Source organism: Nonomuraea aridisoli (genome assembly GCF_003236395.1).
Lineage (GTDB): Bacteria > Actinomycetota > Actinomycetes > Streptosporangiales > Streptosporangiaceae > Nonomuraea > Nonomuraea aridisoli.
Window position 1 is genome coordinate 1 of the sequence record NZ_POUD01000147.1, and the last position, 21,821, is coordinate 21,821.

At 71.8% G+C, this 21,821-nt stretch carries 17 protein-coding genes and 2 pseudogenes; 6 read left to right on the top strand and 13 right to left on the bottom strand.

What is annotated here, in order from left to right; genetic code table 11:
• Positions 1 to 118: 118 nt before the first annotated feature.
• Positions 119 to 3,559, bottom strand: a complete 3,441-nt coding sequence (locus C1J01_RS29055; protein WP_111182156.1) for a S8 family serine peptidase — start codon at positions 3,557 to 3,559, stop codon at positions 119 to 121.
• A 135-nt stretch (positions 3,560 to 3,694) separates the two neighbouring features.
• Between C1J01_RS29055 and C1J01_RS29060 the strand changes: the two genes are divergently transcribed.
• Both C1J01_RS29060 and C1J01_RS29065 read left to right on the top strand, forming a co-directional pair.
• A complete protein-coding gene (locus C1J01_RS29060) occupies positions 3,695 to 4,660 on the top strand; it encodes a helix-turn-helix transcriptional regulator (RefSeq protein ID WP_111182157.1) in 966 nt (321 codons plus the stop codon).
• Positions 4,661 to 4,747: 87 nt separating this feature from the next.
• Positions 4,748 to 4,990: a hypothetical protein gene (locus tag C1J01_RS29065; protein WP_146615765.1), complete on the top strand. Its 243-nt coding sequence runs from the start codon at positions 4,748 to 4,750 to the stop codon at positions 4,988 to 4,990.
• Between the two features lie 53 nt (positions 4,991 to 5,043).
• Here the strand turns inward: C1J01_RS29065 and C1J01_RS50195 are convergent, their stop codons facing one another.
• The 7 genes and pseudogenes from C1J01_RS50195 to C1J01_RS29090 all read right to left on the bottom strand — a co-directional run bounded on the left by C1J01_RS50195 (position 5,044) and on the right by C1J01_RS29090 (position 10,399).
• The gene (locus tag C1J01_RS50195; protein WP_181449022.1) at positions 5,044 to 5,193 is read right to left on the bottom strand and encodes a hypothetical protein; all 150 of its coding nucleotides are present in this window, start codon (positions 5,191 to 5,193) and stop codon (positions 5,044 to 5,046) included.
• A gap of 143 nt (positions 5,194 to 5,336) precedes the next feature.
• Positions 5,337 to 5,804, bottom strand: coding sequence for a cupin domain-containing protein (locus tag C1J01_RS29070; protein ID WP_111182159.1), 468 nt, complete (start codon positions 5,802 to 5,804; stop codon positions 5,337 to 5,339).
• A 10-nt stretch (positions 5,805 to 5,814) separates the two neighbouring features.
• The gene (locus C1J01_RS52480) at positions 5,815 to 5,982 is read right to left on the bottom strand and encodes a hypothetical protein (protein WP_235854738.1); all 168 of its coding nucleotides are present in this window, start codon (positions 5,980 to 5,982) and stop codon (positions 5,815 to 5,817) included.
• Between the two features lie 118 nt (positions 5,983 to 6,100).
• Positions 6,101 to 6,643 (bottom strand): annotated as a pseudogene (locus tag C1J01_RS52485) (MDR/zinc-dependent alcohol dehydrogenase-like family protein); the annotation flags it as partial.
• Between the two features lie 647 nt (positions 6,644 to 7,290).
• The gene (locus C1J01_RS29080; protein ID WP_146615766.1) at positions 7,291 to 7,920 is read right to left on the bottom strand and encodes a DUF6461 domain-containing protein; all 630 of its coding nucleotides are present in this window, start codon (positions 7,918 to 7,920) and stop codon (positions 7,291 to 7,293) included.
• A 145-nt stretch (positions 7,921 to 8,065) separates the two neighbouring features.
• Positions 8,066 to 8,890: a PIG-L family deacetylase gene (locus tag C1J01_RS29085; RefSeq protein WP_111182161.1), complete on the bottom strand. Its 825-nt coding sequence runs from the start codon at positions 8,888 to 8,890 to the stop codon at positions 8,066 to 8,068.
• 108 nt (positions 8,891 to 8,998) lie between these two features.
• Positions 8,999 to 10,399 carry a tetratricopeptide repeat protein gene (locus C1J01_RS29090; protein WP_111182162.1) on the bottom strand — a complete coding sequence of 467 codons (1,401 nt, stop codon included), beginning with the start codon at positions 10,397 to 10,399 and terminating at the stop codon, positions 8,999 to 9,001.
• Positions 10,400 to 10,508: 109 nt separating this feature from the next.
• Here C1J01_RS29090 and C1J01_RS29095 point away from each other — a divergent pair, with 109 nt between their 5' ends.
• Entirely contained in the window at positions 10,509 to 11,330 is an 822-nt protein-coding gene (locus tag C1J01_RS29095) for a DUF1206 domain-containing protein (protein ID WP_111182169.1), read from the top strand.
• A 13-nt stretch (positions 11,331 to 11,343) separates the two neighbouring features.
• Here C1J01_RS29095 and C1J01_RS29100 read toward each other — a convergent pair whose 3' ends face one another.
• The gene (locus C1J01_RS29100; RefSeq protein ID WP_111182163.1) at positions 11,344 to 12,438 is read right to left on the bottom strand and encodes a glycerophosphodiester phosphodiesterase; all 1,095 of its coding nucleotides are present in this window, start codon (positions 12,436 to 12,438) and stop codon (positions 11,344 to 11,346) included.
• Positions 12,439 to 12,644: 206 nt separating this feature from the next.
• On the opposite strand from C1J01_RS29100, the gene C1J01_RS29105 reads away from it, so the two are divergent.
• Positions 12,645 to 13,856, top strand: coding sequence for an alginate lyase family protein (locus C1J01_RS29105; protein WP_111182164.1), 1,212 nt, complete (start codon positions 12,645 to 12,647; stop codon positions 13,854 to 13,856).
• A gap of 13 nt (positions 13,857 to 13,869) precedes the next feature.
• Here C1J01_RS29105 and C1J01_RS29110 read toward each other — a convergent pair whose 3' ends face one another.
• From C1J01_RS29110 to C1J01_RS29120, 3 genes are read right to left on the bottom strand one after another with little or no spacing between them, the layout of a single operon-like run.
• A complete protein-coding gene (locus C1J01_RS29110; protein ID WP_111182170.1) occupies positions 13,870 to 15,198 on the bottom strand; it encodes an amidase in 1,329 nt (442 codons plus the stop codon).
• Between the two features lie 41 nt (positions 15,199 to 15,239).
• Positions 15,240 to 16,088 (bottom strand): glutamate ABC transporter substrate-binding protein, encoded by an 849-nt coding sequence (locus C1J01_RS29115; RefSeq protein ID WP_235854737.1) that lies wholly within the window; start codon positions 16,086 to 16,088, stop codon positions 15,240 to 15,242.
• On the bottom strand, positions 16,085 to 16,771 hold the full coding sequence (locus C1J01_RS29120) for a response regulator (protein WP_111182165.1): 687 nt from the start codon (positions 16,769 to 16,771) through the stop codon (positions 16,085 to 16,087). Before C1J01_RS29120 ends, C1J01_RS29115 begins: the two co-directional genes overlap by 4 nt.
• A 160-nt stretch (positions 16,772 to 16,931) precedes the next feature.
• On the opposite strand from C1J01_RS29120, the gene C1J01_RS29125 reads away from it, so the two are divergent.
• Positions 16,932 to 19,772: a hybrid sensor histidine kinase/response regulator gene (locus tag C1J01_RS29125; RefSeq protein ID WP_111182166.1), complete on the top strand. Its 2,841-nt coding sequence runs from the start codon at positions 16,932 to 16,934 to the stop codon at positions 19,770 to 19,772.
• Positions 19,773 to 19,928: 156 nt separating this feature from the next.
• A complete protein-coding gene (locus tag C1J01_RS29130; RefSeq protein WP_111182167.1) occupies positions 19,929 to 21,158 on the top strand; it encodes a cytochrome P450 family protein in 1,230 nt (409 codons plus the stop codon).
• 63 nt (positions 21,159 to 21,221) lie between these two features.
• Here C1J01_RS29130 and C1J01_RS29135 read toward each other — a convergent pair.
• A pseudogene (locus C1J01_RS29135) lies at positions 21,222 to 21,821 on the bottom strand (DUF5685 family protein); the annotation flags it as partial.

Here is a 21,821-nt window from a genome sequence, read left to right on the forward strand (position 1 = left end):
GCCCTGATTCGTCCACGGCGCCGGAGAACCGCCCCCGCCCGCTGACCCTTCCGGCTCCGGGGTTCATGAAACGCGACAGGGCCGCCCGGATGACGGGCGGCCCTGCCAGCGGACCTCGCTAGCGCTTGACCGTGAAACGCCCGGTCAGCGGCCCCAGCTCGACCGTGTGGTCACCGGCCTCGGCGCGCAGCGCGAACGTGACGCTTGTGCCGCGGCCCGGCTTCAGCGACACCGTACGCTGCTGGACCGGCTCGCCGTCGACGCGCAGCACGGCCTCGTACGAGCCCGCCCGTTCGCCGATGTTCTTCACCAGCGCGCGCACCTCGACGCGCCCCGACCGCGAGACGGCGGGGGAGACGTCCAGACCGGCCAGCGTGAACAGCGCCTCCGGCCCGGCCACCAGGTCGTGCACGAAGATGTCGGAGCGGTGGTTGGTGTCGCCCTCGACCAGGTTGCCCGAGGTGCTCTGCCAGACCACGTACCGCCCGTCGTCGCTGATCGACGGCAGCTCGGTGCGGTCGTCGCCCTCCTCGTCGTTGGGCCCGACGGACAGCAGTGTGGTGGTGCCCGCCGCGACGTCGCGCACGAACGCGTCGCTGCGCGCGTTCGTGTCGCCCTCGGTGAGCCGGCCGGAGTCGCTGTAGAAGACGACCTTGCTGCCGTCGCCGTTCAGCTCGGGAGCGAACGACAGGGCGTTCGCCCCCTGCCCGTCCAGCGTGACCGACACCATGTCGGTCTTGCCGGTGGCCAGGTTCTGCACGTAGATCTCGCCGAGGCCGACGCCGTTGGTGAAAGCCACCGCGGACCCGTCGGCGCTGAGCACGGGCCCGGTGGTCTCGGTGTCGGGGAACGGCCCCTCGATCCGCTTGACCGTCCCGCTCTGGCGGTCCAGCACGAACGCGTCGTTCACGCCGTCGGTGTCGCCCGGCACGACGTCGGCGTCGTCGCTCTGGAAGGCCACGTACCGGCCGTCCGCGCTGATCGACGGCTCGCGGGCCTGACCGTCCAGCTGGGAGCCGTCCTGGGCGACGGACAGGCGCACGGTCGTGCGCTCCTGCCGGTCGCGCAGGAACACGTCGCTGCGGCCGTTGGTGTCGCCCGGCACCAGGTTCGTGGCGTCGCTGCTGAAGACCGCGTACCGGCCGTCCGCGCTGATGACCGGCGAGCCCGACAGCCCGTCGCCCGGCGTGCCGTCGGACGAGACCGACACCATCTCCGTCGTCCTCGTCCGCCGGTCGTGGACGAACGCGTCCGTCTGACCGTTCGTGTCGCCCTCGGTGAGGTTGTTCGCCCCGCTGTTGAACCCGACGAACCGCCCGTCGGCGTTGACCGTCGGCGACAGCGAGAACGAGTTCGCCAGGCCGCCGCCGGTCGGCACCGAGACCCGCTCGGTCGTCCGGGTGCGCAGGTCGGTGGCGAAGATGTCCAGCTCGGCGTTGGTGTCCTCGTCGTCGAGGAGGTTGGAGGCGAAGCTCGCGTACACGACGACGCTTCCGTCGCCGCTGATCTCGGGCCACCACGTCTCGTGGTTACCCTGACGGCCGTCCGGGCCCACCGACACGCGCTCGGTCTGCGGGCGGCGCGGCAGCGTCACGTCCGCGGACGCCTTCTGGCGGCCCACGGTGACCTGCACCGGCTGCGAGCGGGACACGCCCGGGGCGTACGCGGAGATCCGGTGGTCGCCGACCGGCACGTCCTTGATCGTGTACCGGCCGTTCTGGTCGGTGACGCCCGTCAGCTCGTCGGGGACGCCGAGCACCGTGACGGTCGCGCCCGGCACCGCCGAGCCGGTCGGCCCGTACGTCACCGTGCCCGCGATCGTGCTCCAGCGGGTGCGCTCGAGCTCCCAGCGCACGTCGGAGAGGCGGCCGTCCCTGACGCGGACGCTGCGGGTGTCCTCCTGGTAGCCGAACCTGGACAGCGTCAGCTCCTGCGTGCCGGGCGGCAGCCGCAGCTCGAAACGCCCCTCGTCGTCGGTCACCGTGCTGCGGCCGGTACCGGCGGCGACCTTGACACCGGCCAGCGGCTTGCGGCTGCGCTCGTCGGTGACCGTACCGCGCACGCCGCTCTCCAGCGCGGCCTCGGTGACGGCGGCGTACGCGTCGATGCGGCCCTGGCCGACGCGCGGGTTCGGGCGGGGGCCGTACCGGTCGTCGGAGACCGACGTGCCGGCGAGGATCTCCTCGGCCGCCTCCACGGTCAGGCCGGGGCGGGCCTGCAGCATGAGGGCGACGGTGCCGCTGACGTGCGGGGTGGCCATCGAGGTGCCGTTCAGGGAGCCGTACTCGCCGTTCGGCAGGGACGAGACCACGTCCACGCCGGGGGCGGAGACGTCCGGCACGACGTAGGAGTCGGGCCACTCCGGCGGCGCGCTGAACCAGTCGCCGCGCTGGACCACGCCGCCGCAGGAGAAGTCGGCCACGTTGTCGTCGGCGTCGGTCGCGCCCACGGCCACGGACTCGTACACGTTGCCCGGGCTGTTGGACTGGCCCTCCACGCAGTCGTTGCCGGCGGCGAACGCCGGGAACGCGCCGGCCTTGATGATGTTCCGCACCGGCTCGATGAACTCGTCGGAGTAGCCCTCGGCGCCCAGCGACATGCTGACGACGTCGGCCGGCTCGCCCGCCGGGCTGCCGTCGGCCGCGTACGGCGCGATGGCCCACTGCATGCCGGCGATCACCTGGGCGAGCGTGCCGGTGCCGCCCGGGATGACGAGGGCGGCCATCAGCTCGGCGTCCGGCGCGACACCGATCTGCGTGCCGGACGCGTCGCCGCCGGCGATCGTGCCCGCCACGTGCGTGCCGTGGAAGCTGCTGTCATGCGGCTCGGACGGCACCGGCATGCCGGAGGGGTCGAACTCGATCCAGCCGCCCGGGTGCTTCGGGTCGGAGGCGTCGGTGGTGGCCAGCTTGCCGGCCAGGTCGGGGTGGGCGGCGTCGATGCCGGTGTCGAGCACGGCCACGCGCACGCCCTCGCCCGTCAGGCCGCGTTCGGCGCGCACCCGATCTGCGCCGATCTTGGCCACGCCCCAGGTCGCGCTCCCGGCCGCGGTGGCCTTGGGGGCGGCGGCCTCCGGCTTTTCCGGGTCCGGGGTGGTCAGGGTGAAGTTCGGGATGATCCGGTCGACCACGTCGAGCTCCGCCAGGGAGGCCAGCGTGGCGGGCGTGGCCCGTACCAGGAGCATGTTCTTCAGCCAGAACCGGTTGACCACGACGTCGCCGCGCTGGGCGACCAGCGCGGCGACCGGGTCCTGGGCGGGTTCGGCGCTCGCCGTCAGGGCGGCGCGGGCCTCGGCGCGCGACTTCATCGCCGGCGCCTCCTGCGTGGTGCGCAGCACGACGACCGCCTCCAGGCGGCCGCGGGCGCTCGTCATCTGGCGGGCGAGCTTGGGGTCGATCTTCGGGGCGGGGCCGGGCTCGTCGGCGGTGGCGGCCTGCGCCATCGCCGAGGTCGCGGCTAACGGTACGAGCGTCCCGGACATCCCTGCGCTCACGAGCAGGGCGGGCAGGACGGCCGCGAGCAGGCGTCGTCCAGGAGACCGACGGGGGGACAGCGGCATGGGGCTCCTTCATCCTGTGGCCACGGGGGCCGATGGTGCCCAAGAACGCTGACATCTCCATCTATTTCCTGACAAGATCCGTAGATGACGAGTTTCTGTCATATGGCGTAAACCCGACATCCGAGGGAGGCGGAGTTGCTGCAGGCCATCGGACTCAGCGTCCAGGACGAGGAGGTCTACGACGCTCTCGTACGCCGGACCCAGGCCACGGTCGCCGAGATCGCCGTCGACTGCCACCTGCCGGCCACGGCCGCGCGGCGCATCCTGCAGTCGCTGGCCGAGCTGGGGCTGGCCACCCGCTCGACCGGCCGTCCCACCCGCTACGTCGCCGTCTCGCCCGACAGCAGCCTGGAGGCCATCCTGCGCGAGCGCGAACGCGAGCTCGACGGCGTCCGCACCCACATCCGCGCCCTCATGGACGTCTACCGCGCCAGCACCCGCTTCGCCCACCCCGGCGAGCTCGTCGAGGTCATCTCCGGGCGTGACGAGGTCAACCAGTGCTTCGCCCAGCTGCAGCGGAACACCCGGGCGGAGATGCGCGGCTTCGACCGGCCGCCGTACGCCGCCCCCGAGCAGCACAGGCAGTCGAATCCGATCGAGCTGGACCTGCTGCGCCGCGGCGTGAAGTACCGCGTCATCTACGACACCAGCGTGCTGGAGCTGCCCGGCTGGCTGGAGGACGTGACGGCCGGGATGCAGCGCGGGGAGCAGGCGCGCATCGGCGCCGACCTGCCGATGAAACTGGCCATCTCCGACGACCGGCTGGCGATCATCCCGCTGCTGCGGGCGGGTGACAGCGCGGTCACGGCGTCGTACCTGATCCATCCCTCGCCGCTGCTGGACGCGCTGATGGCGCTGTTCGAGGCGCTGTGGGAGCGCAGCGTCCCCGTACGCCTGACATCGCAGGGCGGGGAGCTGTCGCAGGACGAGGAGCGCCTGCTCACCCTGCTGGCCTCGGGCGCCACGGACAAGGCGGCCAGCCGCGCGCTGGGCTGGAGCGAGCGCACGGTCCAGCGGCACATCACGAAGCTGATGCGCCGCCTCGGCGCCCAGACCCGCTTCCAGGTCGCGATGGAGGCCACCCGCCGCGGCTGGATCTGACGCCGTTCGCCCACTCGGCCCGATATGTCCGGACATGCGAGAATAAGGGGGAGATGTCTACGGGCGAACGTCCACACGGAGGACCGGATGGAAGTCATGGACGTGTGGGTGGACGTGCTGTCCAGCGTGGAAGGCGGCCGGCAGCGGGTGACGGTGCACCTGTACGGCGGCCAGTCGCTCAAGGGGGTCGTCGTCGAGCTGGACCGGGCCCGCAAGAGCGTCGTCCTCGACGAGTTCGCGCAGGGGGCCGCCGCGACGCGGCATGAATCACCCGTGCACACGATCTTGCTGACGGCGGTTCAGGCCGTCACCGTGCACAAGGCGGAGTGAGGCCCGGCGTTTCCCGCCGGGCCTCCCACCGTGCCGGCGAAGCCCGCCCGATATCAGTGACGCCGTGACCGGAACCGGTCCAGGAACCGCCGCACCTTCTGCTGGGTGTGCGGGTCACGGGCCATGCGCTTCGCCTTCTCGAGGTTCTGTCTGCCCTGAGGACTGCGCAGGTACGTGCGCACCCGATCCATGAGTGTGGCCATGCGCCCACCCCTACCCGGCCGGGCCGCGGGCAAGCGTGTCGGTCCGGCTGGGGAACTCTGGCCACCGGGGAACGGCTCTGCGCCGCTCAGGCGGGAACTCAATGCCCTCGCGCGCAGGGCGGCCGTGGCCGCCTTGCGGCGACCTAGTCGTCGATCTTGAGCTCTTGTCCGGTGTCGGAGACGAAGATGACCAGCAGTTGCGCCGGTTCCGTCTTGCTGGTGTTCTCGGCGAGCACGTGGTGGGCGCCCGGCTTCTCGACCCAGTCCTCGCCCTGGCGGTACGTACGCACCGGTTCGTCGTCGAGTTTGCTGCGCACCGTGCCTTCGAGCACGTACGCGTAGACGAACGCCGTACTGTGCCGATGCGGCGCCGCGCGTCCCCCAGGCGGGAAGTCGACGATCGCCGAGGTGAACGTCTTGCCTTTGACGTTCGGGAGCGCCTGTTCGTACTGGATCGTCAGCTTGTCCGACGGCGGCGTCCTGTCCGCGGGCGGCGGCGTCGCCACGGCGGCGACCGGTGCGACGTCGGGCGCACGCTCTGCCGCAGGGGCGCACGCGGTGGCCGCCATGGCGGCGGCCAGACAACCGCCGGCGAATCGTAGTCCGATCATGATGCCCTCCTCATCGGGCCTCGGTGACACGAATGATCGTCTTGCCGGGGGTGCGCCGCTCGGGAGTGAACGCCGCCGGCGCTTCGGCCAGCGTCCGTACCGTCCCGACGTTCGGCTTGAGCCGTCCGTCCCGCACCCGCTGGACGAGGTCGGCGAGCTGGGCGCGGTCGGGTTCCACGACGAAGAGGACCGCCCGGCCGTCCTTCGGCCGGACCTCGGGCGGTGCGACGGCGGGTGACGAGCGTGCCGCCGGCGCGCACCAGCGCGGCCGAACGCGCGAGGACGTCGCCGCCGATCATGTGGAACACCACGTCGACCTCACCGGCGTCTTCCAGGGGATCGGCCTGCAGGTCGAGGAAGGCGTGGGCGCCGAGCCGGAGCGCGGTGTCCCTGGCGGAGGCCCGGCCGGTGCCGATCACGCGGGCTCCCGCCTCACGCGCGAGCTGCACCGCGATCGAGCCGACCGCGCCCGCGGAGCCGTGGATGAGCACGGTCTCGCCGCTCGCGAGGCGGCCGTGGCGAACAGGCCCTGCATGCCCGGCCCGATCGACCCACGTCCCATACCAGTCGAGCTCTCCGGCGATGAACCCCGCGGCATGCACCCGGACGATGACGTCGTTCTCGGCGGCATGCGGGTAGGGCCTTTCGGTCAGGGGGAGCCCGCTGACACCCGTGGCGCGGTCCCGAGCAGCGACGGCTCGCATGGGCGGCTCCAAACACACAAACCAAAGTGGCCTCGAACCACATATCCTCCCGTAATTCCTGAATGGGTAGATTGAACGACCGCCCCCGATACCTCCACGATTACCCCAACAAATATCACCCCAATTCCGCGGCATTCACGCCCTGTGCAACGCCTCCCGCGCAGCCACGGCTACAAAAACCACCCTCCCGTACGCCACCCGCCACGCCACGGCCCTCTCACCTGCTCACGGCCTCTCCCCACCACGCGATGCCGCCCTCGGCACAAAGCAGGGCAGATCATTCATAAAAACTCCGATATATCCCCATAACCCTCTCGTCCCATCCGGGCCCACCCGCGTGTGGCAGCTCAGCGTGAATTCCCCCGACGCCAAAGAACTCGCCCGGTACGCCCGGCCGGTCGGTCATCAACGGCGGCGATGTAGCCGATGGCGACTGACCTGCAGGTGTGGTGGGTGGCGGTGGGGTCTGAGCGGTTGCTCTCCATGTGTCCGTGGGGCTGGGAGCGGTTGGTCTGCGGGTGTGTGTGGCGGTGGGTGAGCGTGCGCGTAGGTGTCCGGCGGTCTGTCCCGTGCGGTGGCCGCAGGGGTGTCCTGCCTGGACGATGTGGTGGCGCCGCGCACCTGCTGGAGCCGGCGGCAGGTGCCTCGGAGGGGTTCCTCGAAGTGGATGAGCCGGAGCGGCCACCCGGTAGGGGGCGCTGGTCATCGGCCGCCTCCCCACAGCTCCGCCGAGGACGGCCTCAGAGGCCCGGCCGGTCATGCTCAGTTTCCGGCAGTCCGGCTCAGGCCGAGGGCATGGGGCCCACGGTCACGCCCACATGGGGCCTTTCCATCCACGCCGGGTCGAGGCGAACGGAGGTGATTTTCTCCGCCAGCGTCAGCGTTGCCGCCAGCCAGTTCTGATCCCATGCGTCGAGATCTACACCCTGATCGACGACCCAGCCCACCTCTGCCATCTCGGGGTTCATGATGTCGAGGGCCAGCGGGTCGAAGATATAGAGCACATGGCCATGCTCGGCCCACTTGACGTAGGCATCGACGTTGACGGTCCAGGAGACACTCAAGGCGGCTCCGTTCACGGAGAGCCGCTTCAACAATGCGGATGAGATCCCGCGGTAGCTCGTCGGCTCCACCACCACCACCCAGTCGCCCTGCTGATCGAGCAGGATGGCGCCGTCGCTCGGGTCGTCGGGATCGAGGTCGTAGCCGCCCTCGTAGATGTCCTGGAAATCAGCCTCCCGTGTCCGGAGCGGGTCCCCGCCGAAAAGGCGGACGCATTCCGGCAAGGGCAGACCACCAACCCAGGTGATACAGGTAGGTTCTTCGAAAAGCAGGTGTTCCGTCGCGTTATAGACGTCGAATATGTCGCTCACCATGACCTCGCAAGGATGGCGCCGCACGATCGTGCACACACGATGGTGCCGCGCCGTCCCGGGAGTCCGTCACCGGACGTTTGTGCGGCTCCGGGCCGAAACGACGTCTTCTCGGTCTGCGGGCTCGTAGGTCGGGAAGACGTCTTCTCGGTCTGTGCGGCTGTCGGTCCGGGCGGCGGCTTCGTCAGTTGTCGCGGAGGCCGGCGAAGAGGTCTTCCTCGTGGGCCGGGGTGTCGACCTTGCTGAGGACGCGTTCGAAGGCCTCGTGGGAGAAGGCCGCCTGGCGGATCTCCTCCGGCATCTGCCACAGGAAGATGTTGTCGCCCTGGCTCTCGTGGGCCTGCAGCGCCTTGAGCTTGCGCTCGACGTAGGGGGAGACCTCGACGAGGGTGGTCACGCGCTCGTCAGGGGTGCCGAAGTCGTCGGACGGTGTGAAGCCGACGTCGATGCCCTGCTCGCGCATCAGGTCGAACATCTGCTTCATGGCCGAGCGGGGCATGGCCGTGTAGTAGAGCTTGGCGGGGATGCCGCTCAGCTCGGTGGCCGCCACCGTGACGCGGTGGGTCTGGACGTGGTCGGGATGGCCGTATCCGCCGCCGCCCGTCTCGTCGTAGGTGACGACGACCTGCGGGCGGTAGCGCTCCATCAGCGCGGCCAGCCGGGCGGCGGCCTGGTCGACCGGGACCTTCGCGAACGCGTCGGGGTGGGCGTTGCCCTCCCAGCCCTGCATGCCCGAGTCGCGGTAGCCGAGCAGCTCCAGATGCTCCACGCCCAGCAGGGCGACCGACTCGCGCAGCTCGGCCAGGCGCTTCCTGGCCACCGCCGCGTCGTCGTGACCCGGCTCGCCCGGCTTGACGCCGCCGTCGCCGTCGCCCTGCTCGCCGTTGGTGCAGGTGACCAGGACGGTGCGGACGCCCTCGTCGGCGTAGCGGGCCAGGACGCCGCCGGTGCTCAGGCACTCGTCGTCGGGGTGGGCGTGCACGACCATCAGGGTGAGTTGCCGATCCATGGCTGGAACCCTACTCGCCGCCCCCGACAATTCGGCGGGCGCATGGCGGGTCGCGGAATCGCGGCCCGGACGGTTCGCCGAGCACCGGCCCTGACTTCCGGGAGCCCGTCAGCCTGCCAGGGCGGTGCGGGCGAGGGTGGCGGCTCGGCGGCGGGCGAGGGCCGCCGCCGCGCGGTCGCCCGCCGCGTCCGCGAGCGCCGCCTGCTTGAGCCAGTTGTACGGGCTGCACGGACGCACGTTCACCCGCTCGCTCACCAGCACCCGCGCCACGTCATGCCGCCCGGACCGCAGGGCCGCCTCCAGGAGGGTGCGCTGCACGGCGTCGCGCTGCGCGTGGCTGCCGCCGAACTCGTTGATCCGGTGCCGGATCGGATACAGCAGGTCGAGCACGGTCGAGTGGTCGCCCCGCCCGAAGGCCGTGATCGCCCGGCACACCGGCAGCCCCACGCGCAGCGTCATGTCGTGGTTCGTCACCCCGGGATGCGGTTCACGCACGTACGCCTCCCGGGTCGCGATCAGCTTCTCGGCGTCGTACAGCCGCCCGGCGCCCACGTACGACATGACCGCGTGCATGTCGTTGAACGCGTAGAACGGCTCGGCGACCCGCACCGGCCAGGCGTCGGCGAGGGCCCGCCAGCGCGCGGTCTGGTCGGAGCCCTCCAGGTGCAGCCGCCACAGCAGCGCCGCCGCGTCCAGCAGTTCCATGCACGACTGCCCGTCGGACATCACCGCGTCGTAGATCGCCAGCACCCGGTCCACGTCGCCGGCCTCGAGCGCGTACAGGCAGTAGTGCCACCAGCTGTGCACGTTGAAGAACGTCCCGGTGGACCAGTCGGGCACCCGGGCGTCCAGGTAGCGCAGGCCGTCGCCGAAGCGCCCCTGCATCTCGTACGTGTGCACCACCGCGTGGATGCCCCACACGTCGCGCCGGTTCAGCTCCACCGCCCGCAGGCCGATCTCCTCGGACCGGTCGTAGTGGCCGGCCTCCTCCAGGCCGAAGGCGTACATGCCGAGCAGGTGGCCGAAGTGGGGGTCGTCCTCGCGCCAGGCGGACAGCGCCCCGCCGATCCGGTCGCGCAACATGCGGGCGTCGCCGGTGAAGAAGTCGATCTGGTGTCCGGCCGCCAGCGCCAGGGCGTCGCGCGGGTACGCCACGGTGATCTCTGCCAGCCGCGCCCCGCAGGTCAGGAAGTCGCCGTCGAGCAGCGCCGCCACGGCCGCCAGGTGGGCGCGCTCGCGCGGCAGCAGCCGGCTCTCGTCGATCCTGCGGCGGAACGCCCCGAACCGCACCCGCGCCGTGCGCGCGTCCTCGACCTCGGTGGTCAGCAGCCCCAGGTACGCCGCCAGGACGTTGCCCATGGGGAAGTCGGGCGACTCGGCCAGCGCGGCGCCGGCCTCGGCGTCCACCTCGGCGCGGAAGTGCAGCAACTCGTCGATCGCCCGGTCGTAGTGGCGGGCTGCGGCGGACCCGGCGCCCGTCATCGCCAGGCCGTGCTGATCCTGGGTCACGCAGTGAATGTAACCAGCGAAAAGCCCCGCGACACCTGGCATCCGACGCCTAGACCGCCGTTTCCGGGGCATTCGTGGTCCCTGCAGACCTCATCGAGGAATGGTGATCATGGCGAACACAGCGGAACAGGCGGGCCGCGAGGCGAAGGCCGCGACCCGGCGGGCGGCCGGCAGCCGGCCGATGGAGGTGCTGACCCGGGTGGGCCTGGCCTGCCGCGGCGTGCTGTACGCGCTGATCGGCATCGTGGCGGTGCAGATCGCGTTCGGCGACACCTCACAGGAGGCGGACAAGTCAGGCGCGATCTCCACGCTGGCGGGCCTGCCGTTCGGGTCCGTGCTGCTGTGGGTCATGGCAGCGGGGTTCGCCGCGCTGGCGCTGTGGCAGGCGTCCGAGGCGGTGTTCGGCGGCGGCAAGGCGCTCGAACGGGTCGAGTCGGTGGCGCGTACCGGCGTGTACGTGCTGGTCTTCTTCACCCTGCTGAGCGTGCTGACCGCGCACGGCGCGCCCTCCGACGACCAGAAGTCGCAGGACCTGACCGCCAAGCTGCTCGCCCTGCCGGCCGGGCCCGTCATCGTGGGAGTGATCGGCCTCGCCCTGGTGGTGCTCGGCGTCCACTGGGTGCGGCAGGGCGTCACGAAGGGGTTCAGGGAGGAGCTCGACCGCGGGCGGATGTCCCCGCGAGCCCGTTCCGTGATGGACCGGCTCGGGCTCGGCGGGTACGCGGCCCGGGGCGTGATCGCCGCGCTGGCCGGGATCTTCATCGTCCAGGCGGCGATCACCCACGACCCGGAGGAGGCGGGCGGCATCGACGCGACGCTGCGGGAGTTCGCGAACACGCCCGCCGGTCCCTGGCTGCTGGTGGCGGTGGCGCTGGGGTTGCTGCTGTTCGCCGGCTACTGCTTCGGCGAGTCCCGCTGGCGCCGTACGTGAGTCGGGACGCGCGCTACGCCGACAACCGCGCGACGACCGCCCGGCACATGCCGGGGTCGTCGCAGAACAGGCCGTCCACGTCCTGCGCGACCAGCGTCGAGATCCAGCGCATCACGTCGCCGGTCGCCCGCTGGTGGACGGGGTTCGCCGGGTCGCCGAGCCGGTAGTCGGCGGGCAGCTGGGAGTTCTCGTTGCGCACCGTCCAGACGTGCACGTCGAGGCCCCTGCGGTGGGCGTCGCGGACCAGCGAGGTGGGCTGCGTGGTCCTGCCCTCGGCGTCCTGGGGCACCACGCGGCGGGTGTCGGCGCCGATCACGTCGGCGTACTCGGCGACCTCGCGCAGCCCGGCGGGCGTGACCATGTCGTCGTACGTGCGCGTGCTGCCGGCGGCCACCCAGTCGTAGGGTGCGCCGCCGAACGTGACCAGCTGCACCAGCGGCAGCCGCGTCTTCTTGCTCAGGTCGCGCAGGTTGGCGGTCTCGAAGGACTGGATGTACGCCTCGCGCACCCGGTACCTGTTCAGCACGTCGAGCAGCGGCTCCTCCAGCGACAGGCCGATGGAGTCGAAGTAGGTGGGGTGCTTGGTCTCGGGGATGACGCCGACGCCGTGCCGCTGCGCGAGCCGCACGACCTCCTCGAACGTCGGGATCTCGGCCAGCCCGTCGAACGCCGTGTTGTCCGGCCGCAGGTCGGGCACGCGCTCCTTGGCCCGCAGCGTCTTCAGCTCGGCCAGGGTGAAGTCCTCGGTGAACCAGCCGGTGACCGGGCGGCCGTCGATGGTCTTGGTGGTGCGCCGGTCGGCGAACTCGGGATGCCGGGCCACGTCGGTCGTGCCCGAGATCTCGTTCTCGTGCCGGGCGACCAGCACGTGGTCCTTGGTGGAGACGAGGTCGGGCTCGATGTAGTCGGCGCCGATGGCGATGGCGGCCTCGTACGACAGCAGGGTGTGCTCGGGCCGGAGGGCGCTGGCGCCGCGGTGGCCGATCACGAGCGGGGCCTGGCCGCGGCGCTCGGCCGAGGCGGGCGGGATCTGGGTCAGCACGACGGCGAACGTACCCCCGGCGAGGACGCCGGACAGCACGGTCGCGAGTAACCTGCGGATCTTCATGCGCGCACGCTAGAGCGCTCAGGTGGACCGGGAGTTACGGGTGAGCACACAGTGATCGACGCTCCGTTCTCGGGTGGGTCCAGTCAATAGGAAAGTTTACAAACAGAAAAGCTTGACCGGGAAGACGCGCGGCGCCTAGGTTCGCCATCGTCCGCAAGCCGCTCAGGTTCATGCCGTACACGTACGTGGACGAAGGGACTCCCCCCATGCGCAGTCGTGCCCTCCTTTCCGTGTCCGCGCTGGTCACGGCGCTGATCACAGGGCTGACCACAGGGCTGATCACAGGGCTGGTCACAGGGCTGATCACCCCCGGCGACCCCGCCCAGGCCGCCCCCGCGACCTTCACCCATCCCGGCGTGCTCGTCAGCCGGCCGCAGCTCGACTTCGTGCGGGCCAAGGTCCAGGCCAACGAGCAACCGTGGAAAGCCGCCTACGACCAGATGAACGCCAGCCGGTACGCCTCCCTGACCAGGACCCCGCGGCCGCGGGCGATCGTCGAGTGCGGCTCGTACTCCAACCCGAACAACGGCTGCACCGACGAGCGCGAGGACGCCCTGGCCGCGTACACGCTCGCGCTGCGCTGGTACATCTCCCGCGACGCCAGGTACGCCGAGAAGGCGATCGAGATCATGGACGCCTGGTCCGCGACGATCAGGGACCACACCAACAGCAACGCGCCCCTGCAGAGCGGCTGGGCGGGCTCGACCTGGCCGCGCGCCGCCGAGATCATCCGCTACACCTACTCCGGGTGGCCCAACGCCGGCCGTTTCGCCACCATGCTGCGCGAGGTGTACCTGCCGGAGGTCGCCGGCGGCTCCAGCAGCAACGGCAACTGGGAGCTGACCATGACGGAGGCGGCCCTCGGCATCGCCGTCTTCCTGGAGGACCGCGCCGCCTACGACCGGGCCGTGGCCAAGTTCCGCGCCCGCGTGCCCGCCTACCTCTACATCACCGCCGACGGCGCGCTGCCGGTCGCGCCGCCCGTCGGCGGCGTCGACACCCGCGACGAGATCATCCGCTTCTGGCACGAGCAGACCACCTTCGTCGACGGCCTCAGCCAGGAGACCTGCCGCGACCTCACCCACACCGGCTACGGCCTGGCCTCCATCTCGCACATCGCGGAGACCGCCCGCATCCAGGGCCAGGACCTCTATCCCGAGGTGGCGGAGCGGCTCAGGCACGGCCTCGGCTTCCACGCGAAATACCAGCTCGGCGCCGCCGTGCCGAGCTGGTTGTGCCGCGGCTCCCTCACCCTCGGCCTGGGCCCGGTCACCGAGGTCGGCTTCAACGCCCTGCACAACCGGACGGGCATCCCGATGACCAACACCCAGACGCTGACCGAACGCCAGCGCCCCGCGGGGACCAACAACCTGTTCGTCGCCTGGGAGACCCTCACCCACGCGAACAACCCGCACTGAGGCGGGCCGCCGTTCAGCCGGTGGCGAGGGCGGCGGTGTCGAAGAGCAGGCGCTCGTGGCCGGGGCGGCAGACGAGCTGGAGGCCGATCGGCAGGCCGTCCACCGTCCCGGCGGGGACGGTCAGGGCGGGCAGGCGGAGCACGTTCCACGGGCTCGTCAGGGACAGCAGGGCAGGCCTGACGGCGAGCGGCCGGCCGTCCACCTCCATCTCGCGCCGGTCCAGCGGCGGCGCGACGATGGGCACAGTCGGCAGCGCCACCACGTCGTGCCGGGCGAACAGCACGTCCGCCAGGGCGGCCAGCCGCGTGCGCGCCTCCATGGCGCGCACGTACCGCCAGCCCGGCAGCCCGGCGGCCACCCGCAGCCGCTCCAGCAGCTCCGGGTCGAACAGGCCGGGGTCCCGCTCCAGCCGGTCGGCGTGCACGGCCGCCGCCTCACAGCTCTGCACGACCGTGTACGCCTCCCGCAGCTCCTCACCGGCGCCGTCCGGCAGCCGCACCTCCTCCTTGGCCCCGGCCCGCTCGGCGACCTCCCTGACGGCGTGGGCCACCCGGGGGTCGCCGCCGGACAGCCCGGCGGGATCGAGCCACGCCACCCGGGCGGGCCCGGGCGCCTCCGGCGGGACGCCGTCGCCGGCCAGGAGACCGTAGGCGAGCAGGCAGTCGCCGGCGTCGCCCGCCAGCACGCCCACGTGGTCGTACGTCCGGGACAGCGGGAACACCCCGTCCGCCGGGATGGCCCCGTACGCGGGCTTGAACCCGGCGATCCCGCACAGGGCGGACGGGATGCGGACCGAGCCGCCCGTGTCCGTGCCGATCGCCAGCGGCACCATCCCCGCCGCGACGGCCGCGGCGCTGCCGCCGCTGGAACCGCCCGACATGCGCGCGGTGTCCCACGGGTTGCGCGAGGGCCCGTTCGCCGAACGGTCGCCGGTGGGCCCGTACGCGAACTCGTGCGTCGTCGTCTTGCCGATGACGACCGCGCCCGCCCGGCGTAACCCGGTCACGCAGGCGGCGTCGGAGGCGGCGACGTGCCCGGCGAAGTGCCGCGAGCCCATGGTCGCGGGCAGCCCGGCGACCAGGACGAGGTCCTTGACCGCGACCGGCACGCCGTGCAGCGGCCCCCGGTCGGCGCCGGCGGCCAGCTCCTCGTCGGCCCGCCGGGCCGCGGCGAGCGCGCCGGGGGCGTCGACGGTGACGAAGGCGTTGAGTCGGGGGTCGAGGGCGGCGACCGCGTCGAGGGCCTGCCGGGTCAGCTCGGCGCAGGAGGTGCGCCCCGCGCGCAGGTCGCGCGCGAGGGAGGCGATGCTACGCCCATGAAAGGGGCCAAAGGGGATCGGCATGGTCTCTTTGTACACATATCGGGATATGTGCGGTATCGCGGTCAGGCGCCGTTCTGCTCGGGGGTCGGCGGGCGGGAGGAGTCGGAGGTCGCGCCGGAGACCCCGATGGTCGCCATGTACGCGCGGTCCCATTGCCCGTCGCGCAGCCACCGGTCGATCAGCCCGTTGAGGTAGTCGCGGAAGACCGTGTCCTCCTTGTGCACCCCCATCCCGTACGGCTCCCGCCCGAACGGCTTGCCGACCAGCCGCAGCGCGGCCGGATGCTGGGCGAGCAATCCGAGCAGGATGGTGTCGTCGGTGCTGATCGCGTCGACCGTGCCCGCGATCAGCGCCGGCACGCAGTCGCTGTAGCGCTCGACGATCTCCAGCTTCCTCAGCCGGGGGATCCGGGAGTCCAACCGCTCGGCGGAGGTCGAGCCGATCGCCGTGCAGACGTTCTTGCCCTCCAGATCGCCCACGTTCTTGATGGTCGAGTCGTTCGCCCTGACCAGCAGGTCCTGCCCGGCGTAGTAGTACGGCTCGGTGAAGGCCACCTTGCCGGCACGCTTCTCCGTGATCGAGTACGTGGCGATGACGACGTCCACCACGCGCTGGGACAGGAAGTTCTCGCGCTCGCGCGAGACGGTCTCGACGAAGCGGATGTTGCGCTCGCTGCCGGTGAGGTCCTTGGCCACCAGCCGGGCCATCTCCGCGTCGAAGCCGGTGATCCGCCCGCTGACCGGGTCCTTGTAACCGAACATCGGCTGGTCGAACTTGATGCCGACGGTCAGCACCCCGCGCTCCCTGATGCGGGCCATCGTGGAGTCCTCGGGGAACGGCTGCGCCTCGCCGCAGCCGGCCGGCAGGAGGCAGAACAGCACTGCGGCGAGCAGTGCCCGCAGCGCCTTCACCGCACCCGGTAGCGGTGCTGCGGACGGCCGGGCAGGCCGTATCGAGGGCCGCGCTCGACCAGGCCGCGACCGGCGAGGTACTCCAGGTAGCGCTGGGCGGTGGCGCGGCTGACGCCGACCATCGCCGCCAGTTCGTTGGCCGAGGCGTCCGCCTCGACCTCGGTCAGCGCGGCCAGCACCGCCCGCTCGGTCGCCGCCGTGATGCCCTTGGGGCGCGCCGCCAGGTCGAGGTGCATCACGCGGTAGAGCTCGTCGATCTCCTGCTGCTCGTCGAACACGCAGTCACGCTGGAGCAGCTCCACGGTGTCCGCGTAACGCAGCAGGGTCTCCTTCAGCGTCCTCGCCCGGGTGGGTTTGACGAGGTAGTACAGAGCGCCGCGCTGGATGGCCGCGCGTACGGTGTCGGACTCCTTGCGCCCGGAGATGACGATGACGTCGGTGGGCGGCCGATCGGGGTGGCGTAACCGGTGGGCCACCTCGAGGCCGGTCATGTCCGGAAGATGGAGGTCGAGCAGCACGAGCCGGGGCGCGAAGCGGGCGGCCGCGTCCAGCGCAGTCTGCCCGTTGGGCGCGATCGCCACCACCCTGAACCCGGGAACCTGTCCGACCTGGTGCTTCAGCGTGGTCGTGATGACCGGGTCGTCGTCCACGATCAGAACCGTGATGTCCCTGAACTCAGGCACCGGCCCCGCTCCTCATCCATAAGGCAGTTGACTGCAGCTTAGGCGTGCTTTATTCGATTATTTCGACTTCTGCTCATTGTGCTCAACGGAAAAAGGCGCTCAACGGCTTTTCCTCCTAACCTGTTACCCACTACTGCGGGTCGGGAAAGGATGGACGGCGGTGCGATGGCTGCTCGCGGTGACGGCCCTGTGGACGCTGCTCGGTCTGCTGCCTCTGGCGCTGCTCACCTCCTCCAGCATCTCCCTGTCGGAGCAGGCGGTGCGCGAGGAGGTCACGGACCGGGTCAAGACCACCGCGTCCGTCAGCCGGGTCGTCGTCGACCAGCAGATGAGCTCGCTCACCCAGCTCGTCACCTCCTTCGCCCAGCGGCCCGAGGTGCGCGAGGCCGTGGACGGCCCCGGCCCCGGCGTGCTGCGTGACTGGCTGGCCGAGCTCGAGCGGATGCGCGACGGCGTCAGCGGCCTCATCATGATCTCGCCGGAGGGCAGGATGCTGGGCGGCGAGCCGAAGAGCGTGCTGCCCCAGGACATCGTCAGCACCGACTGGTACCGCGCGGTGCGCGACCGGCCCCAGGCCCACGTGTCGCAGGCGTACACGCCCACCATGGTCGGGGTGTCGCGGGCCGTCGCCGTGGCCGCGCCCGTCCCGAGCGCCGAAGGCACCGGCATGCTCGGCATGCTCACGGTGGTCTACAGCCTCGACGCCATCCAGGAGTTCGCCGAGGAGGCCGCCGACGCGCAGGACATCCGGCTGCTCATCACCGACCGGGCCGGCGTGCTCGTCGCCGACCCCGGCAGGAACTTGTTCGCCCTCACCTCCCTGCGCGAGGACCCGCGGGTGGACGCCGCCCTGGCCGGACAGGCGTGGAGCGGCGACTTCCGCGGCATCGACGGCACGGTGTTGTCGGCCTCCGAGCCCATCCCGAGCATCGGCTGGACGGTCACCGCGGAGGTGTCCGCCGCCGAGGCGCTGGCCGAGGCCGAGCAGGTGCGCGCGAACGTGCTCACCGTCGCCGCCCTGCTCGCCCTGCTCATCCTCATCGGGCTCGGCCTGCAGATCCACACCACCCGCGGCCGCCGCCGCGCCCAGGCCACCCTGGCCAGGTACGCCGCCGAGCTGGCCGCCGCCCGCGACGAGGCCGTCAGCGCCTCCAGCGCCAAGTCCGAGTTCGTGGCCAAGATCAGCCACGAGATCCGCACCCCGATCAACGGCGTGCTCGGCATGAACTCCCTGCTCATGGGCACCCGCCTGGACGACGAGCAGCGCTACTACGCCGGCACCGCCCAGTCCGCGGCCCAGAACGTGCTGCGCCTGCTCGACGACTTCCTCGACCTGTCGCGCATCGAGGCGGGCCACCTGCAGGTCGAGGAGGTGCCGTTCGACCTGCCGCGGCTGTGCGACGAGGTGGTGGCGCCGTTCGCGCCGCGCGCGTACGAGCAGGGGTTGTGGCTGACGCTCCGGCTGGAGGAGGGCGTCCCGCGTCAGCTCCGCGGCGATCCCGAACGGCTGCGCCAGGTGCTGACGAACCTCGTCGGCAACGCGCTCAAGTTCACCTTCCAGGGCGGTGTCGACCTGCACGTCACCGTGGAGGAGGGCGTGCCGGGGGAGGACCGGGCGGTGCTCAGGTTCGCGGTCGCCGATACCGGCATCGGGGTCGGGCCGGAGGACCGCGAGCGGGTGTTCGGCGTCTTCCGCCAGGTCGACTCGCCCATCACCCGCCGCACCGGCGGCAGCGGTCTCGGCCTGGCGATCAGCCGGCAGCTCGTCGAGCTCATGGGCGGCCGGATCGGGCTGGACAGCGTCGAGGGCGTGGGCAGCCGCTTCTGGGTGAGGCTGCCGGTCGACGTCCTGACCTGGACCGAGCAGGAGCACGAGACGCTGGCGGGCCGCCGTGCGCTCGTCGCCGACCCGCGCCCCGAGGACCGCGCCCTGGCGGCGCGCTTCCTGGCCGACGCCGGGCTGGAGGTGGCGGAGAGCAGGGACCAGGAATCGGCCCTGGCACTGCTGCGGGCCGCCGCCGCGGGCGGGGAGCCGTACGAGCTGGCGGTGGTCGCCCTCGACCTGGGCAACGCCCCGGAGCCGGGCGCGAGCTCGCTGGCCCAGACCATCCTCACCGATCCGGAGCTCCAGGCCACCAGCGTCGTCGTGGTCGTCACGCCGGGCCGCTCCGGCTTCGCCTGGCCGGGCGGCGCGGGGGAGCGGCACGTGCAGTCGATCACCCGGCCGCTCAGCCGCCGCCGCCTGCTCGCGGCCGTGGAGAACGCCCTCGGCGACGGCGAGAGCCCCGGCGAGCCGCTGGAGGGCGCCGAGGCCGGCGGCGGGGGAGCGCGCATCCTGGTGGCCGAGGACGACGAGGTGAGCGGCCAGGTCGCGCTGCTCGTCCTGCGTCAGGCCGGGCACCAGGTCGACGTGGTCGAGGACGGCGCCCAGGCGGTGCGGGCGGTGCTCGCCGGCGACTACGACATGGTGTTCATGGACTGCCAGCTGCCGGTGCTCGACGGCTTGGCCGCCACCGAGGAGATCAGGGCCCGCGAGGAGGTCCACACGCCGATCATCGCGATGACCGCCGCCGCCATGCCGGACGACCGGATCCGGTGCCTGGAGGCGGGTATGGACGACCACCTGGCCAAGCCGGTCGACTGGCAGCGGGTGCTGGCCAGGATCCCGGAGTGGGCGGCCTCGGCCGGAGTGCCGCCGGAGCTGGCGGGGTTGTCGCCGGAGGCGCTGGCGGACGTCGCGCAGGCGTACCGGGGGTCGGCCGGGAAGACGTTCGCGCAGCTGCGGCAGGCGCTGCGCGACGGCGACCCGGCGCTGGCGGCGGAGCTGGCTCACCGGCTGAAGGGCGCGTGCGCGACCGTCGGCGCGAGCCGCGAGGCGGAGCTGTGCCGGCGGGTGGAGGAACGCGCGCGGGCCGGTGCCGGTGTCGGCGACGACCTGCTCGACGAACTGGGCGGACTGCTCGACGACGTGCCCGAGTGGATGAACGCTGCCCGTTCCTGACCCCTCACGCCGGAAATTTCCTGACTTATGGGCATGACCGATGGTGATAAGTCGTGACATCTTGGATCGTGGCCCGTCCCGGTACGGCCGTCACACCCGCACCTCCGCACCAACGCTCCCTCCTGTCCGCTGCACGCGAAGACACCTGGAGAGTCTGTGGAATCCACCGTCACCCCCTTGGACCCCAGCGGCCGTGACATCCACGGCGAGGCCGCCCGCCTGCGGGAGGCCGGCCCGGCGACCCGGGTGGAACTGCCCGGCGGCGTGACCGCGTGGGCGATCACGCGGCACGAATCGCTCAGGCGGCTCCTGGCCGATCCGCGCGTCTCCAAGGATCCACGCCGTCACTGGCCGGCCTACACGTCCGGGAAGATCACTTCGGACTGGGTGCTCTACTCCTGGGTGGCGGTGGACAACATGTTCACCGCCTACGGCTCCGAGCACCGGCGGCTGCGCTCCCTGGTCTCCAAGGCGTTCACGGCCCGCCGCACCCTGGCCCTGCGCCCGCGCATCGAAGAGATCACCGAGGAACTGCTGGGCGCGCTCGCCGGCACCGCGGCGGGCGAGCCGGTCGACCTGCGCGAGGAGTTCGCCTACCAGTTGCCCACCCGGGTGATCGGCGAGATGTTCGGCCTGCCGGACAGCGCGCGCGGGGATCTGCGCCGGATCGTCGACGGCGTCTTCCACACCTCCGCGGACCCGGAGCAGGCCGTGGCCACCCTGCGCCACGCCTACGAGGTCCTGGGCGGCCTGGTCGCGTCGAAGCGCGACAACCCCGGCGACGACATGACCAGCGACCTGATCGCGGCCCGCGACGAGCAGGGGGACGGCTCACGGCTCAGCGAGGCCGAGCTGATCGACACCCTCTTCCTGATGATCTCGGCCGGTCATGAGACCACCGTCAACCTCATCGGCAACGCCGTCGTGGCCCTGCTGACCCATCCCGCCCAGTTCGACCTCGTGCGCACCGGTCAGGCCACGTGGGACGACGTGATCGACGAGACGCTGCGCTGGCAGCCGCCGGTGGCCAACCTGCCCCTGCGGTACGCGATCGAGGACATCCCCGTCGGTGACGTCGTGATCCGCGAGGGGGAGCCGATCCTCGCCGGTTACGCCGCCGCCGGACGCGACCCGGCACAACACGGGGACGACGCCGGCCGGTTCGACCTGACCCGTCCGACCCGGCGGGAGCATCTGTCGTTCGGCCACGGGGTCCACTACTGCGTCGGCGCCCCGCTGGCCAGGCTCGAGGCCGGTGTCGCGCTGCCCGCCCTGTTCGCCCGGTTCCCCGGCCTGGCCCTCGCCGTGCCCGCGGACGAGTTGACGCCTCTGGACTCCTTCATCGCCAACGGCCACCGGGCGCTGCCCGTGCTGCTGAGTCCCTGACCGGGCGGCCGCCGCCGTCGCCGTCGTGGTCTCGTCTCAGTCCTCTCACCCGTCTCAGCCGTCTCAGTCGCAGGAGCAGCTGCAGCCGTCGCAGCAGCAACCGTCGGAGCCGCAGCAGGAGCAGCAGTCCCCGCAGTTGCCGCAGCACTCGCAGCAGTCGCCGTATCGGCAGACGTAGCAGCGCTCGTCCCAGGACTCGCCCGCCAGCGCGCTCCACTCCGGCCGCCACAGCCCGCAGGTGAGGAAGATCGCCGTGCCGGCCGCCGACCTGCGGATCCAGCCGGGGCGGCGCTGGGCGGCGACGGCGGGGCGGAACGCGCGGTCCACCGCTCGGCGCACCTCGGCGCCGAGCAGCGCGTCCACCAGGTGGCGCTCCTCGAAACGCACCTCGGCGAGCGCCAGGGCGAGGCCGTGGGCGGCGTCGTCGCACAGCCGCCGCGCCTGCTCCGGCGTGACGCCGGTGGCGGTCAGCGGGTTGAACGCCCCGCGCGCGTCGTCCTCGGCCTGATCCTCACAGGCGTCCACCAGGTGGGCGATGCGGCCGAAGAACCTGCCCGCCTCGGCCAGCGCGGCGGCGTTCTCGGGCCTGCCGGCCAGCACCGCCGTATGCGCGAACGCCGCCGCGACCGCCTCCTCCGCCGGCCCCGTCAACTCCAGCACCCC

Excerpts from the sequence above, each read along its gene's own strand:
- C1J01_RS29100 (WP_111182163.1), bottom strand. The coding sequence starts at position 12,438 with ATGAAGATCCGCAGGTTACTCGCGACCGTGCTGTCCGGCGTCCTCGCC.
- C1J01_RS29085 (WP_111182161.1), bottom strand. The coding sequence starts at position 8,890 with ATGGATCGGCAACTCACCCTGATGGTCGTGCACGCCCACCCCGACGAC.
- C1J01_RS29070 (WP_111182159.1), bottom strand. The coding sequence starts at position 5,804 with ATGATCGGACTACGATTCGCCGGCGGTTGTCTGGCCGCCGCCATGGCG.
- C1J01_RS29095 (WP_111182169.1), top strand. The coding sequence starts at position 10,509 with ATGGCGAACACAGCGGAACAGGCGGGCCGCGAGGCGAAGGCCGCGACC.
- C1J01_RS50195 (WP_181449022.1), bottom strand. The coding sequence starts at position 5,193 with ATGGCCACACTCATGGATCGGGTGCGCACGTACCTGCGCAGTCCTCAG.
- C1J01_RS29110 (WP_111182170.1), bottom strand. The coding sequence starts at position 15,198 with ATGCCGATCCCCTTTGGCCCCTTTCATGGGCGTAGCATCGCCTCCCTC.
- C1J01_RS29055 (WP_111182156.1), bottom strand. The coding sequence starts at position 3,559 with ATGCCGCTGTCCCCCCGTCGGTCTCCTGGACGACGCCTGCTCGCGGCC.
- C1J01_RS29065 (WP_146615765.1), top strand. The coding sequence starts at position 4,748 with ATGGAAGTCATGGACGTGTGGGTGGACGTGCTGTCCAGCGTGGAAGGC.
- C1J01_RS29105 (WP_111182164.1), top strand. The coding sequence starts at position 12,645 with ATGCGCAGTCGTGCCCTCCTTTCCGTGTCCGCGCTGGTCACGGCGCTG.